Origin of the sequence: Virgibacillus siamensis, from assembly GCF_900162695.1 — a bacterium.
GTDB lineage: Bacteria > Bacillota > Bacilli > Bacillales > Amphibacillaceae > Lentibacillus > Lentibacillus siamensis_A.
The window spans coordinates 3,182,095-3,196,921 of the sequence record NZ_FUIH01000007.1; the positions used below are offsets into that span (position 1 = coordinate 3,182,095).

Consider the following 14,827-nt stretch of genomic DNA (forward strand, 5'->3'; position numbering starts at 1 on the left):
TTAGGTATAGAACGAATTTTAAATCCGTATACTTATACCAATATGTTGATGGAGGATAAGCTATGAATCTGATGAATCGTTTTGAAGCAAAAAATAATAAACTCCAATTGCTGTATAACAACCCTGTTCTTAAGAAAAAAATGAGCGATAAAATAATTTCTTTCATACCCGATATGAGAAAAGATTGCATCATTGTCTGTATTGGAACAGATCGTTCCACCGGAGATGCACTTGGTCCCCTGATTGGGTCCTATTTACTGGAGAAAAACCTTAAAACGTTCACCGTGTATGGCACCCTTCCAGACCCGGTGCATGCTGTAAATCTGAAAGACTATTTAACACAGATTGAAAAGCAGCATGATAACCCATTCATTATTGCTGTTGATGCATCACTCGGAAAAACGGCAAAAGTCGGCAGTGTCATACTGGATAAAGGCCCGCTGCTTCCCGGTGCCGCAGTTAACAAAGATTTACCGCCAGTGGGAGATATTCATATTACGGGCGTGGTCAATAAGCTGGGATTTATGGAATATTCAATTCTGCAAAATACAAGACTTTCAACCGTAGTGGAAATAGCCAAAAAAACTGCGGACATTTTACATTTGGTGGATGAATTGCTGTCAGTCAGAGAGGCACTCCCCGAAACAGCAATGGCAGCAACGAAAAAAACATTACAGTAAGGGTGGACCAGATTTTTCCATATCCTAGCAAGCCATCCAACACAAATGGCGCAGGACTGAATTTATCCTGCGCCATTTTCACCCGGTTTCCTTATATTCACGTGAACAAAATGACCATGAAATATACCAGCATAGCTATTAACCCAATTGGGAAAGCAAACTTCGCATATTCGAGACTGGTAATTTTCAGCTTGCCGGCAGCAATGATATTCGGTATGTTACCCGGAATCAGCATACCGCCACTAATCAATAAGCCCATTAAAATTGCCTTAATGGTTGGTGTATCCATTGCAGGACTTACCTCTGCAGCAGCCAATGTAGCATTGTCCAGTACAGCCGAAATCATATTGATCCAATACAGCAGATCCGGACTAAGGCCCAGTAAGTATTTTTCAATAAACGGCTCAAATCCCGCCCCGAGAAATGTCAGTGCCATAACAAATAAATATATTTTTAAACTCCGGACAATAATTTCTGTATACGATTCAACTTCCGGTTCCGCCTCTTCAGTCACATTACCGGCCGCGCCTGCCGAACCCGCTTTTCCCGCGGCTATCTCGTTTCCAGCTTTATTAGCCTCCGATTCTTCTTTCGACTTAATTACGAAAGCGGCAAGTATTCCGAATATAATCACGCCAGGTATGACAGATTTGCCAATCAGCTTAAACAAATAAAAGAAATCTTCATTTAGTTTACTGACAACAATGGTTGATAAAGGTTCACCGATTGGAGTCAGTGCTGCACCTAATCCAATCGCAAAACAGGCCAGCACAACAAGCCGAATTTCTGATTTACGATCCATTGGCAGTACGCTGATAACCGCAACAAGCACAATTGCAGCGATAATCGCTGTAATGACACTGGAAAGCAGCCCAAGTATGATGACAAACAGCGCAATAAATAATCGATACGGCATAGCCTTGCTGGTGGCCAAAATTCCTTTTTCAATTGGACCCTGGAACCAGCGGAATAACAGCCCTGCAACAAGTACAGCCAGTGTAATATTAATCGGATGGATCAGCGCCTCTTTCGTCAGATTCCAGTCCAGCACCTGGCTTACCAATACTGACGCAATACCCATTATAAATAAGAATACTTCCAGGTTCTTTTCAACCACTCTTGTGAATGGTAAAAATAGTACAAGCAGTAATATGATAGTCAATCCAATTATCATAAACGCAGCTCTCCCCTTTACCTAATTAATTTTGAAAAACGGAAGCAATTATCTTTTCTTTCAAATCATTTCGACAAAATCATACAAAAAAACCTGCCACCAAGGTACATATGTACCCCTTGGTGACAGGCTCCTCCATAAAACGAACATCTATTTGAAAGTAAAAGAACACTTCTATTTCCCAAATGCTTAAAAGTATTTTATAACTTTCTTTATTCTAACACATGATATATAAATTTTTCAATATTTTTTCTACCGATGTTATTTTTCTGCTTTTAAGTCTTTAATGGAATCAATGTCCATGTATGCCGGCACAACTAAACCATTCCTTGTACCGGTCAGATTAACTCCCAAGTCTACTAAATCATTTTTATACTTTTTATAATAAGGAGCATGTGTTGATGGCAGCCATGCACCTATCATTGCATCTGCACTTCCATCCGCAATACTGGCAAACATAGGACCTGGTTCCACTTGAAGTAATTCAACTTCAAAATCCAATTTATTTTCCAATACATATTTTATGACATTAGAACTGGCAATTACATCAGCCCAGGCAACATATGGCACTCTTAATTCGGCACCGTTCCCTGGCTTTACCCCCTTAATCCAAGTATTAACCAAATCTTCATTATTCTCGACCCATTCCTTTGCCGCATCCTGTTCTGATTGGCCATCCTCAATTTTCAGCATCACCTTTTGCAAGTCTTCCGGCTCCCAATGAAATTGATCGAAAAACTTATACGCATTAGGCATATCTTCCTTTAAACCCTTGCGTATAAGCGTCTTAATCTTTTCTTCACCGCCATATACTTTTTTTGGATCCTTCAGCATTTTAAGATCATACTGGATGAACATCCAATGTGGAATCCAGCCAGTCACAATAATTGGCTCCTTATCATCAATCGCATTGTCTAATGATGCCGTCATGGCGGCACCGGAACTTTCCGTAAGCTCCCATTTCTCCTTAAGACCATACTCAGATAATACATCATTCGTTTGCCCCATAATACCAGCACCTGGATCAATTCCAATGATTTCATAGTCAACCTTATCGCCGACAAAGGCATTTTCATCTACCTTTTCATCTTCTCCACATGCTGTTAAACCTATTAAAAATAGTAATGCTAACGTTATTCCCAACCATTTTTTTAGCATGATATGTATCCTCCTTGTGTACGTAATTCTTCTGATGATCTAAAATGGCTAACCTTTAAAGGAGACAAAGTCTAATTTTACAGATTATTAGGCTGCAGCTCAACGTTCAAAATCAATTAAATTAAAGACTGGCAATTGAGTTATGGTTCTTTATCGACATCATATGTAATTTTCTTAGAATTGCACTAATTTACTATAGCATTTGATTTTGGTGACAGCGTACCTAGGCGCTTTCACTAAACTGATGACATCTCCGGTCTTTCGGCATGATGTTGCCGGTTGAATGTCCACTCATTTGCGCTAAAAAACTATAAAAAAACCAGGTATGCTAGATTTAATTTATCCCAATCATAAAAATAAAATAAGTGATACAATAAAAAATAACAGTAGAGAAATAATGGCTCTTATCCAAGTTATCTTTTTACTTATTCCAGCCTTTTTTTCCAAGAATTCAATATAACTTATGGTTAACAGAAAGCCAAAAAAGATAATTGCAAACCATTTCATATCTTTTATAAGCTGATATCTAAAGGCTCCTGCAGCTATAAGTACTGTACCCACGGCCCCCATGATCATAAAAAAACATAATTCTTTCGTACCTTTATTCAAAATTACCCTTCCTCCTTTCATCATAACTCTATTTTTACAGAACAGATAAGGTAACAGCTGTGTATTTATTAAAATCAGATGTCGATGATTATGTTGTAAAGTCTTTTTATCCAAGCCTTAAGCATGATCAACAACATCGATGATACAGTCTGTATTTTCTGTAAAATATCCCCAACTGATGACCCTGGCAGCATTAAATCGTTTAGCAGAAGTTTGAAAGAATAGCTTTCAAACTGTTTTAATGCTTCGATAACGGACATGGATTGTCATCTATAAAAGAACTGATTGTATCTTTTCAACCACAATATGAACCAACTTAAATAAGCCCAATTTTTCCAATACATACCGGGAAATTGGGCTTTATTTATTATAAAATCCTTTAAAAAAGCAAATAAACATAATTGACAATTCCAACCGTAACCAATGATGGCAGCAGATTTCCAACGCGAATCTGAACAATTTTCAACAGGTTCATGCCGATAGCAACAATTAAAAGCCCGCCTACCGCAGTAAGTTCCGTTATTAATCCATTTAAAAAGGACTCCGGAAGAAATTGTTCAATTTGCGTGGCCAAGAGCGCAATGGTCCCCTGATAAAGAACGACCGGAATAACAGAAAAAATAACACCAAAACCCAAGGTTGTTGTTAAGACAAGTGCAGTAAACCCGTCTATCATTCCTTTTGTAATCAGGATTTCATGATCTCCCCGTAATCCGCTGTCAAGTGCACCAATGACTGACAAGGCTCCAATAACAAAGATTAAAGAAGCTGTTACAAATCCCTGGGCAACACTAAAATCATCTTCTGTATTGGAAAACCATGAACCAATCCATTCCCCAAGGCGGTTAAGTCCTTCTTCAACATGAATAAACTCCCCTATTATTGCACCAGTCAATAAACTAAGCAGCACAACAATGATTGCCTCGGTTGAAAAAGCCATTTGCAGTCCGATTAGAATGACAGCTAGTCCGATCCCATGCATAACTGTTTCTTTGTATCGTTCAGGTATTTTTGTAAAAAACAGGCCGAGCAAACACCCTGCTATAATACAAACGCCATTTATGATTGTTCCTAGTAAAACCATTGCTACATCTCCATCTTTTTATAAATCCTCGTATGCTGATACTATTTCTTGAATTGCTTTTATAAAAAAATTGACTTCTTCTTCTGTGTTATACATACCAATACTCGCCCTCACAGCACCTTGTTCTGTAGTATTTAATGTTTCATGCCCTAACGGACTGCAATGCAGCCCCGCTCTTACTGCAATATTATAATGCGTATCCAGAACCATAGCAATTTCCTGAGATGGAATATCATTAATATTAAATGCAACAATTGGCATTCTCGATTCATGTTCCTGAGGTCCGTAACAAACTATTCCAGGAATGGATTTCAGACCTTTCAACAACTGTTTTGCCAACAATGTTTCACGTGGAACATTTTCCATCGACCTACCTTCCAACAGTGTCAGTGCAGCATTTAAGCCGGCAATCCCCGGGGTGTTTAATGTGCCGCTCTCATATTTTTCCGGCCATTGTTCCGGTTGTCCAATCAATTCAGAATAGGCACCTGTCCCCCCGTGATGGATTGGTTCAAGTTCGATATCTCCCTCGACAAGCAGCATTCCGGTCCCCTGTGGTCCAAGTAGCCCTTTATGACCTGGAAAAACCAGCATATCTATATCCTGCCGAACCATATTAATTGGAATATGACCGGCAGTTTGGGAACCATCAAGCAGCGTTTTAATGGAATTCCTGCGGGCAACTTTTGAAACCTTTTCAATTGGAAGGATAGTACCGGTAACATTTGATGCATGTGTCATGGCAATCAGTTTCGTCTTGGATGTCACAGCATCCTCCAAATCAATGATAAATTTCTCAGTATCTCCATTCCATTGCAAATATGTAATTGTTATCCCTTTTTGTTTTCTTATGTATTCCAGTGGCCTTCTGATGGAATTATGTTCAAATGAAGTGGCAATAATATGATCTCCCCTGCTCCATGGGAAACCTTTGATTGCCTGATTCAATGCTGTTGTTGCATTGGAATAGAATAGTGCTTTTTTTGGGTCTGTACAACCGAATAAACGGCTGGCGCGTTCACGTGTTTCCTGAATAATGGATGCTGCATTCCTTGCCGATTGATGACTTCCCCTGCCCGGATTTGCACCGATTTCATTCAGCGCATGCAACATCGCCTTCCCTACTCCTTTTGGCTTGGGAAATGATGATGCAGCCTGATCAAAATAAATCATCTCTACAGTCCCTCCTCCCCTGTTGCCTATATTTATTAGAGCTGTTATAAAAAGTTTTTTCTATCACCAAACTAAATTGGGGAGGTTCTTTGACCCCGCCGTTGGAATATACTCGCTTTCCACGGGCAAGTGTCTCGCCTAGCTTGTTCTTCCCGTAGGAGTCTCGCATATTCCAACGGCTAATTAAGAATTTTTCATTTAAATATTGCAAAATAGATTTAAAAACAACAAACGGTATACAACACCTAACATGTATTTCCGATATGACTTGATAGAATAAGTTTTTTCACAGTATGTCCGAAGTTATTATCAATACTAGAGTTGACTAAAAAAACTATATTAAAAAAGACCGACAGCATGTCATACTTCACCAGTCAGTCTTATTTAATATACGTTATTATTGTTCAAATGTCGTTAAGATCCGCTCCAAGTCATCATTTGAATAAAATTCAATTTCAATTTTACCTTTGCGTTTTCCGCGATTGATTGTAACTGCAGTGCCAAGACGATCGCGAAGAATAGATTCGCGCTCTTGCAAGAAAATGTCCTTTTCATCCTTTTTCTTTTTCTTTGGCTTTTTCCCTTTCTCATTCATCTGTACAATCAGTTGTTCCACTTGGCGAACATTAAGCTTTTCTTTACGAATCTTATCAACAAACGGCATAATTTTATCCGTATCTTTGATTCCCAGCAATGCACGACCATGCCCCATTGAAAGTTCTCCATTATTAATATAGGCAATCGCCTGATCCGGCAATGATAACAGACGGATTATATTGGCAATATGGGACCTGCTTTTACCGAGCCGTTTGGACAATTCATCCTGGGTTATATCCAATTCATTCATCAAATTGGAATATGCATAAGCTTCTTCTATAGGTGTTAAGTCTTCCCGCTGCAGGTTTTCCAAGAGCGCGACTTCCATCATTTTCTCGTCAGTAAGTTCTTTTACAACCGCAGGAATTACATCAAGCCCCGCTTCCTTTGCTGCCCGGAAGCGACGTTCTCCAACAACGATTTCATAGCCTTTAATACTTTTTCGTACGATTAAAGGTTGAATGATCCCATATTCCAAAATGGATTCTTTCAGTTCCTCGATTGCATCCGCGTGGAATGTCTTTCTAGGCTGATAAGGATTGGGACGGCAATCGTTGACAGGTATTTCCTCAATTAAATCATCCTTCTTCTCCTCTATTTCAGGAGGAAAAAAAGCATCTAAACCTTTACCTAACCCTTTCGCCACTGCTCATCACTTCCTTCGCTAATTCGAGATATACCTCAGCACCTTTGGATTTTGGATCATATTTAATAATAGGCTGACCATGACTAGGTGCTTCCCCCAATCGGACATTTCTCGGGATGATAGACTTATAGACTTTATCCTGGAAGTACTTTTTAACCTCCTCTGTTACTTGAACACCGAGGTTTGTTCGGGCATCCAGCATTGTCAGTAAAACACCTTCAATCATCAATTGTTTATTCAAATGTTTTTGAACAAGTCTGATCGTATTCAACAATTGACTTAATCCCTCTAATGCGTAATACTCGCATTGCACTGGTATCATAACTGTATCAGATGAAGTCAGCGCATTGATTGTCAGCAATCCAAGGGATGGTGGACAGTCTATAATGATATAATCATAGTTATCTTTCAAATCATCCAGTGCTTTTTTTAATCTAATTTCCCTTGAAATTGTCGGAACAAGTTCAATTTCGGCCCCTGCCAGTTGGATTGTTGCAGGGATAATATCAAGATTTTCCATATTAGTAGGTACGCAAACGTTTTCTGCCGGCAGATCTTCAACGAGCACATTATAAATACATTGATCCATATCGGCTTTGTTAATGCCGACTCCACTTGTCGCGTTACCTTGTGGGTCAATGTCAACAATCAATACTTTATTATTGAAATGTGCAAGTCCTGCGCTAAGATTTACCGATGATGTTGTTTTTCCTACGCCACCCTTTTGATTTGCAATGGCAATAATTTTTCCCATGCTGTCACCCACCTAAACTCTATACGTATTATTTTACCACTTTTTTTGTCAAAATACCTCAAATTTTTGGCTATTGTTAGGAAAAAGTAATCTTATTCAGGGGAATGAAAAACCACCCATCTTTCCGGCAAAGATGAATGGTATTATATAGGCCTATGAATCTTATATAATGGAAACTATTATTTCTTTTTCGGTATTTTTATCGTAATCTGATAGAAGTCATCTTCATCCTGCTCATCTGTTTCCACATCAATTCCCGTTTTGGAAACCATATTCAATGATTGATGAATCGTATTCATTGCTATGCGGATATCTTTATTGACACCTTTTAATTTCGGCTTCTTTTTGGCTGTTTTTTCGTTTGGCTTGTCCAGTTTTGCAATATATTCCTCTGTTTGCTTCACATTCAACTGTTTTTCCCTTATAGCCTTTAAAACATCAAGCTGTTTTTCCGGATCACTGACTTTAATCAATGCCCGTGCATGCCTTTCCGTAATTTCTTTGTCCAATACGGCCTGCTGTACATCGGCAGGCAGTTTCAACAATCGCAGTTTATTCGCAATCGTCGACTGATTTTTCCCCAACCGCTGTGCCAATGCCTCCTGTGTCAACTCCTGAAATTCCAGTAAACTTTCATATGCCTGTGCTTCCTCAATAACCGTCAGTTCTTCGCGCTGCAAGTTCTCAATCAGTGCCACAGAAGCGGTTTCGGCATCCGACATTTCACGGGTGATTGCAGGGATTCGTTCCCATTCCAATGTTTGAACAGCTCGCCATCTGCGTTCACCTGCAATGATTTCATAACCATCCTTATCATCCAATTTACGGACAATAATTGGTTGAATCATTCCATGTGTATGTATCGTTTGAGCAAGTTCATTTATCTTTTCTTCATTAAAAATTGAACGCGGTTGAAATCTGTTCGGTTCAATTTTTTCAACAAGAAGCTGTTCCACTTCGTTCGGATTATATGTTTCTTCATTCGATATGGAATTGGATTTATCCCCTTTGCCGAATAGCCGGTTAAAAGGACTTGCCATATTCAAGCACCACCTTTGACTCGTACGTTGTAACGATCCCTATTTTTAAAAATGTTCCACGTGAAACATTACTCATCTCTGATTAAATTCTAACTCTATTTTATCATATGTACAGTTGAAAGAGTATGTATATGCGAAATTATATCATGACAACAATGAGCTTGTTATGATATAGGATCTTTATTCGGCAGTCCGGGTTTGCGCGGATATTTATTCGGTGTCTTCCGTTTTTTACCGATTACGATTACTGAACGTTCACTGTCTTCAACCGGTAGTGTAAACGTATTGATAGATTCCAATTTTCCGCCAAGAATTTCAATCGCTGAGGCTGCATCATTTAATTCTTCTTCAGCCTGAGCGCCTTTCATTGCAATAAATACACCATTTTTCTTTGTTAGTGGCAAACATAATTCACTCAAAACGGACATTCGTGCAACAGCACGGGCTGTTACAATATCATAAGATTCACGGAATTTATTGTTTTTTCCAAATGTTTCTGCCCTGTCATGATAAAATGCAACATTTTCAAGCTCAAGATCCGCTGCAAGTTGATTCAGGAAATTAATTCGTTTTTTCAATGAGTCAACGATGGTTACCCGTAACCGGGGGAAACATATTTTGAGCGGGATGCTCGGGAACCCGGCCCCGGCACCCACATCACAAATATGTGCATCCTTCGTAAAATCATAATAAAATGCAGCAGAAATTGAGTCAAAGAAATGCTTTAAATAAACATCTTCCCTGCTTTTTAATGCAGTCAGATTAATTTTTTCGTTCCATTCGGACAATGTTTCAAAATAACGGCTAAATTGCTGCAGCTGATCATCGTTTAATTGTATGCGATGCTGGCGCAATGCCTCCATAAATTGATCTGGATTCATAAACGGAACTCCTCACTCATTAATTAGCAACCCGTGCAACATTACCTTGTTCAATATAAATCAACAAAATGGAGATATCTGACGGGTTAACGCCGGAAATTCGTGATGCCTGGCCAACAGAGAGCGGACGTACTTTTTTAAGTTTTTCTCTTGCTTCTGTTGCGATACCGCTAATCGCATCATAATCGATCTTTTCCGGTATTTTCTTGTCTTCCATTTTAAGCATGCGTTCAACTTGCTCATTCGCTTTTTTAATATATCCTTCATACTTAATTTGAATTTCCACCTGCTCACGAACAACTTCAGGCAGTTCCGGATTCGGCTCAATAACAGTTTCAAGCATGTCATATGTGATTTCCGGACGTTTCAGAAGATCATAAGCACGCACTGCCTCTTTTAATGGCGTGCCCTTCGCATCCTTCATCATTTGCTGGACCGGTTCTTCCGGTTTCAAAATTATTTTGAACAGGCGATTTTTCTCTTCTTCCACTAACCGATTTTTTTCGATATATTTGTTGTAACGTTCCTCTTTAATCAAACCAAGTTTGTACCCGATTTCGGTCATTCGCAAATCGGCATTGTCATGACGGAGCAAAAGACGATATTCGGCACGGGAGGTCAATAAACGATATGGTTCATTTGTCCCTTTTGTCACAAGATCATCAATCAATACGCCAATATATGCCTGTGAACGATCTAAAATCAAAGGTTCCTTCCCAAGCACTTTGGATGCTGCATTAATACCAGCCATGATTCCTTGTGCAGCTGCTTCCTCATAACCCGATGTGCCATTTATTTGACCGGCTGTATATAATCCGGGAATATTTTTCAATTCCAATGTCGGCCACAGCTGGGTCGGAACAATTGCATCATATTCAATTGCATATCCGGCACGCATGATCTCCGCATTTTCCAGCCCTGGTACGGATTTCACCATGTCATGCTGAATATATTCCGGCAATGATGTGGATAGCCCCTGTACATAAACCTCTTCAGTATCTCTTCCCTCCGGCTCAAGGAAAATCTGATGACGCGGCTTGTCATTAAACCGGACAATTTTATCCTCAATTGATGGACAATATCTCGGACCAGTTCCCCGTTTCATACCGGAATACATCGCAGACAATGATAAATTATCGTTAATGATTTGGTGTGTAAACTCATTTGTATAAGTGAGCCAGCATGGAATCTGATCTGTTATATACTCTGTCGTCTCATATGAAAATGCCCGCAGTTTTTCATCGCCCGGCTGTATTTCAGTCTTGGAATAATCAATCGTATGACTGTTCACTCTTGGTGGTGTACCTGTTTTAAAACGGGTCAGTTCAATTCCAAGTTCCTCAAGATACTCTGAAAGCTTAATGGATGCACGCTGATTGTTTGGACCACTTTCATATTCCAAGTCCCCCATCAACACTTTTCCGCGCATAAAAGTACCTGTTGTTACAATAACAGTTTCGGCATGATATGCTGCTTTTGTTTCCGTAATTACACCTTTACATACACCGTCTTCCATAATGAGTTCATTAACCATACCTTGCCTTAGTGTTAAATTTTCTTCATTTTCCAGTACATGTTTCATTTCTTTTATATATAAAGGCTTATCAGCTTGTGCCCGCAAAGCTTGCACTGCCGGTCCTTTTCCTGTGTTCAGCATGCGCATCTGGATATGCGTTTTATCAATTACTTTGGCCATTACACCGCCAAGTGCATCGATTTCACGGACAACGATTCCTTTAGCCGGTCCACCCAATGACGGATTACACGGCATGAACGCAACCATATCCAGGTTCAATGTCAGCATTAACGTTTTGGCACCCATACGAGCTGCGGCTACACCGGCTTCAACTCCCGCATGTCCGGCACCAATTACAATAACGTCATAACGCCCTGCATCATATACCATTTTTTTCACCCTTTCTAAATTAAAAGAAGATCTATTTTAAGCAATGCCCGACTCCGGCACATTTCTTATTTCCCTAGGCAAAACTGTGAAAATAATTGATCAATCAAACTGTCACTTGCTGTATCACCAATGATCTCACCCAAGAATTCCCACGTTCTCGTTACATCTATCTGTACTATATCAAGCGGCATATTCATTTCCAGGCTTGCCATGGCATCCTCAAGCGCCTGCTTCGCCTGTTTCAGTAATTGAATATGTCTGATATTGGATACATATGTTAAATCGCCTGTATCAATTTCACCTGCAAAAAAAGTTTGGGCAATTGCGGACTCCAATTCATCAATCCCCTCTTCCTTAATTAATGAAGTTGTGATGATCGGGTTACCCTCTGCAAGTTTTTCAACCTGCTGCAAATCGAGTTTGGGCTCAAGATCCATTTTATTTACAATCACAATATAATCAAGACCCTGTATTGCTTCAAACAATTTTTCATCTTCTACCGACAATTCTTCATTGTTATTTAAGACAAATAAAATCAGATCGGATTCTTTCAGGACTTGCCGGGATCGTTCGACACCAATTTTCTCCACGATATCCTCTGTCTCACGAATTCCTGCTGTATCGACAAGCCTCAGCGGAACTCCCCGGACATTTACATATTCTTCGATAATATCCCGTGTTGTTCCGGGCACCTCAGTCACAATTGCTTTATTTTCCTGAACAAGTGAATTCATCAGGGATGATTTTCCGACATTCGGTCTGCCGATAATTGCGGTTGCCAAACCTTCACGTAAAATTTTTCCCTGCTTAGCAACCTGGAGCAGCTCCTCAATCTCACGATGCACTTCCTTCGTCTTTTTCTGCATCATTTCATTCGACATTTCCTCAACATCATCATATTCCGGATAATCAATATTCACTTCCACATGTGCGACCGTCTCCAGCAAATCTTGTCGATAACGCTGGATCAGCGATGACAATCGTCCATCCATTTGTTTCAGTGCCACTGACATCGCCTTGTCGGTTTTGGCGCGAATCAGATCCATGACCGCTTCGGCCTGTGACAAATCAATCCTGCCATGCAGAAAGGCACGCTTTGTAAATTCTCCCGGTTCAGCGATTCGTACCCCTTTACCAAGCATTATCTCCAGCACCCTGTTCACTGATACTAAGCCGCCATGACAATTGATTTCGACAATGTCTTCACGTGTGAATGTTTTTGGCGCACGCATAACTGAAACCATTACTTCCTCAGCAACTTCATTCGTTTCCGGATCCATTATTTTTCCATAATGCATCGTATGTGATTCAACTTCGACTAGATTTTTTCCTTCAAACACTGAAGCTGCAACAGAAATCGCCTCCGGTCCGCTTAACCGCACAATTGCAATTGCCCCTTCACCAATTGGTGTCGAAATCGCTGTAATTGTATCTGTTTCCACTCATCTCACCCCATTTCTATCCACATGTTCATATCTATAAAAACACCCATTTATTTTAATGTCACTAACTAAATAGAATATCACAAAATCCAACAAAAATAAACTTATCCACATGTGGACAATTTGAGGCACTTGGCATCTCCTGAATTTTGTCGAATTTTCTTCAAGTATGTGGTTCGGCAATTTTTGCGATTTGTCATTTCGGGTTTTAAAGACAAAAAAATACCCCCGGACATTTCCAGGAGTATGATTGAGTTCTTTTATGGCTTAATCACAATATGCCGATGTGGTTCCACACCATCGGAATACGTGGATACCTTACCTTTTCCCTGCAAGGCACTATGAATTATTTTACGTTCAAATGCAGGCATTGGTTCAAGTGCCACTTTTTTATTTAAACGAACAGCCTTCTCGGACATCTTGACGGCCAATGATTCCAAGGTATCTTTCCGCCTTTGTCTATACCCTTCAGCATCAACCGTTACGGTATAATACTGTTTGCCGTCTTTGTTTAAAACGAGATGAACCAGGTATTGAAGCGCATTTAATGTTTGTCCGCGCTTACCGATCAATAGAGCGATTTTTTCACCGGACAAATCAAATGTGACATGATTGCCTTCCACAGCAGTTGTTACTATTGTTTCAACATTCAATTTATCAGTTACTTCCTTTAAATAAGTTTCCGTACGTTCAATCTGATTTTTGACCATTATTACTTTTACGATTGCACGTTTGGATCCGAATACGCCCAATAAACCTTTTTTACCTTCATCAATCACTTCAACTTCCACATGGTCCCTGGTTGTGTCTAACTGCTCTAATGCTGATTGGACCGCTTCTTCAACAGTTTGTCCGCTGGCAGTTATTTCCCTCACTATTTGTCGCCTCCAGTTTTAGCATCTTTCATCATTGGCTTGCGAATAAAAATAGTCTGCGCCACCATGAATACGTTACCGACAACCCAATACAGTGCAAGTGCAGCCGGGAAGAAAAATGCAAAAACCGTAATCATGATTGGCATAACATACATCATAATCATCATTTGCGGGTTTTGTGATGCCGGGCTTCCCGCCATCATCAGTTTCTGTTGCAGGAACGTTGCCCCACCTGCAATCAGCGGTAAAATATAAAACGGATCTGGTTGTCCTAATTCAAACCATAAAAAGCTGTGTTCCTGAATTGGTTCATACCGCATAATCGCATGATAAATTGCAATTAAAATCGGCATTTGTACAAAAATTGGCAGACATCCTGCAAGCGGGTTAACCCCATGCTTCTGAAACAATGCCATCGTCTCCTGCTGCAATTTTTGCTGTGTATTAGCATCTTTTGAACTGTATTTCTTTTGAATTTCTTTTAACTCAGGCTGGATGTCCTGCATCGCCTTGGAGCTTTTCAGCTGTTTTACGTTTAGCGGCAAAAGCACCAAACGAATAATGATCGTTACAATAATAATCGCCAGTCCATAATTTCCATTAAACAATTCAGCGAAATATGAAATGAACTGTGCCATTGGCCATACAAACCATTCAGCCCAAATTCCCTCTGTTTTATCGCTAATTGGGGCGTTATAATTTGTACAACCGGATAAAACCGCAAGCAACCCTGTCAGGATTACAAGCAATAAAACCTTTTTACGCAATTTATTTCCTCCTTACTGATCAAACCAAAAAACATGTCCGA

General features: G+C 39.8%; 14 protein-coding genes. 1 reads left to right on the plus strand and 13 read right to left on the minus strand.

All coding sequences use genetic code 11. The features are described 5' to 3' along the window. The first annotated feature begins 62 nt into the window (after positions 1-62). The gene (gene yyaC, locus B1K71_RS19040) at positions 63-680 is read left to right on the plus strand and encodes a spore protease YyaC (RefSeq protein ID WP_077329806.1); all 618 of its coding nucleotides are present in this window, start codon (positions 63-65) and stop codon (positions 678-680) included. Positions 681-777: 97 nt separating this feature from the next. Here yyaC and B1K71_RS19045 read toward each other — a convergent pair whose 3' ends face one another. From B1K71_RS19045 to spoIIIJ, 13 genes are all read right to left on the minus strand, one after another. Further along, positions 778-1,854, minus strand: coding sequence for a DUF1646 family protein (locus B1K71_RS19045; RefSeq protein WP_077329808.1), 1,077 nt, complete (start codon positions 1,852-1,854; stop codon positions 778-780). Positions 1,855-2,115: 261 nt separating this feature from the next. Next, on the minus strand, positions 2,116-3,012 hold the full coding sequence (locus B1K71_RS19050) for a glycine betaine ABC transporter substrate-binding protein (protein WP_077329810.1): 897 nt from the start codon (positions 3,010-3,012) through the stop codon (positions 2,116-2,118). Positions 3,013-3,360: 348 nt separating this feature from the next. Next, a complete protein-coding gene (locus B1K71_RS19055; protein WP_077329811.1) occupies positions 3,361-3,621 on the minus strand; it encodes a hypothetical protein in 261 nt (86 codons plus the stop codon). Between the two features lie 379 nt (positions 3,622-4,000). Further along, positions 4,001-4,705, minus strand: coding sequence for a DUF554 domain-containing protein (locus tag B1K71_RS19065; protein ID WP_077329815.1), 705 nt, complete (start codon positions 4,703-4,705; stop codon positions 4,001-4,003). A gap of 18 nt (positions 4,706-4,723) precedes the next feature. Further along, entirely contained in the window at positions 4,724-5,878 is a 1,155-nt protein-coding gene (locus B1K71_RS19070; RefSeq protein ID WP_077329817.1) for an aminotransferase class V-fold PLP-dependent enzyme, read from the minus strand. Positions 5,879-6,275: 397 nt separating this feature from the next. Continuing rightward, positions 6,276-7,121 (minus strand): ParB/RepB/Spo0J family partition protein, encoded by an 846-nt coding sequence (locus B1K71_RS19075; protein WP_077329819.1) that lies wholly within the window; start codon positions 7,119-7,121, stop codon positions 6,276-6,278. Next, positions 7,102-7,875, minus strand: a complete 774-nt coding sequence (locus B1K71_RS19080) for a ParA family protein (protein WP_077329821.1) — start codon at positions 7,873-7,875, stop codon at positions 7,102-7,104. The genes B1K71_RS19075 and B1K71_RS19080 overlap by 20 nt, the downstream gene beginning before the upstream one ends. A 179-nt stretch (positions 7,876-8,054) precedes the next feature. Then, positions 8,055-8,915 carry a nucleoid occlusion protein gene (gene noc, locus B1K71_RS19085; protein ID WP_077329823.1) on the minus strand — a complete coding sequence of 287 codons (861 nt, stop codon included), beginning with the start codon at positions 8,913-8,915 and terminating at the stop codon, positions 8,055-8,057. 164 nt (positions 8,916-9,079) lie between these two features. Beyond that, a complete protein-coding gene (gene rsmG, locus B1K71_RS19090) occupies positions 9,080-9,796 on the minus strand; it encodes a 16S rRNA (guanine(527)-N(7))-methyltransferase RsmG (protein WP_077329825.1) in 717 nt (238 codons plus the stop codon). A 19-nt stretch (positions 9,797-9,815) separates the two neighbouring features. Continuing rightward, positions 9,816-11,702: a tRNA uridine-5-carboxymethylaminomethyl(34) synthesis enzyme MnmG gene (gene mnmG / locus B1K71_RS19095; RefSeq protein WP_077329827.1), complete on the minus strand. Its 1,887-nt coding sequence runs from the start codon at positions 11,700-11,702 to the stop codon at positions 9,816-9,818. A 65-nt stretch (positions 11,703-11,767) separates the two neighbouring features. Beyond that, positions 11,768-13,144 carry a tRNA uridine-5-carboxymethylaminomethyl(34) synthesis GTPase MnmE gene (gene mnmE, locus B1K71_RS19100; RefSeq protein WP_077329829.1) on the minus strand — a complete coding sequence of 459 codons (1,377 nt, stop codon included), beginning with the start codon at positions 13,142-13,144 and terminating at the stop codon, positions 11,768-11,770. Between the two features lie 260 nt (positions 13,145-13,404). Then, entirely contained in the window at positions 13,405-14,019 is a 615-nt protein-coding gene (jag, locus tag B1K71_RS19105; RefSeq protein WP_077329831.1) for an RNA-binding cell elongation regulator Jag/EloR, read from the minus strand. Next, on the minus strand, positions 14,019-14,786 hold the full coding sequence (gene spoIIIJ / locus B1K71_RS19110) for a YidC family membrane integrase SpoIIIJ (protein ID WP_077329833.1): 768 nt from the start codon (positions 14,784-14,786) through the stop codon (positions 14,019-14,021). The genes jag and spoIIIJ overlap by 1 nt, the downstream gene beginning before the upstream one ends. Positions 14,787-14,827: the final 41 nt, after the last annotated feature.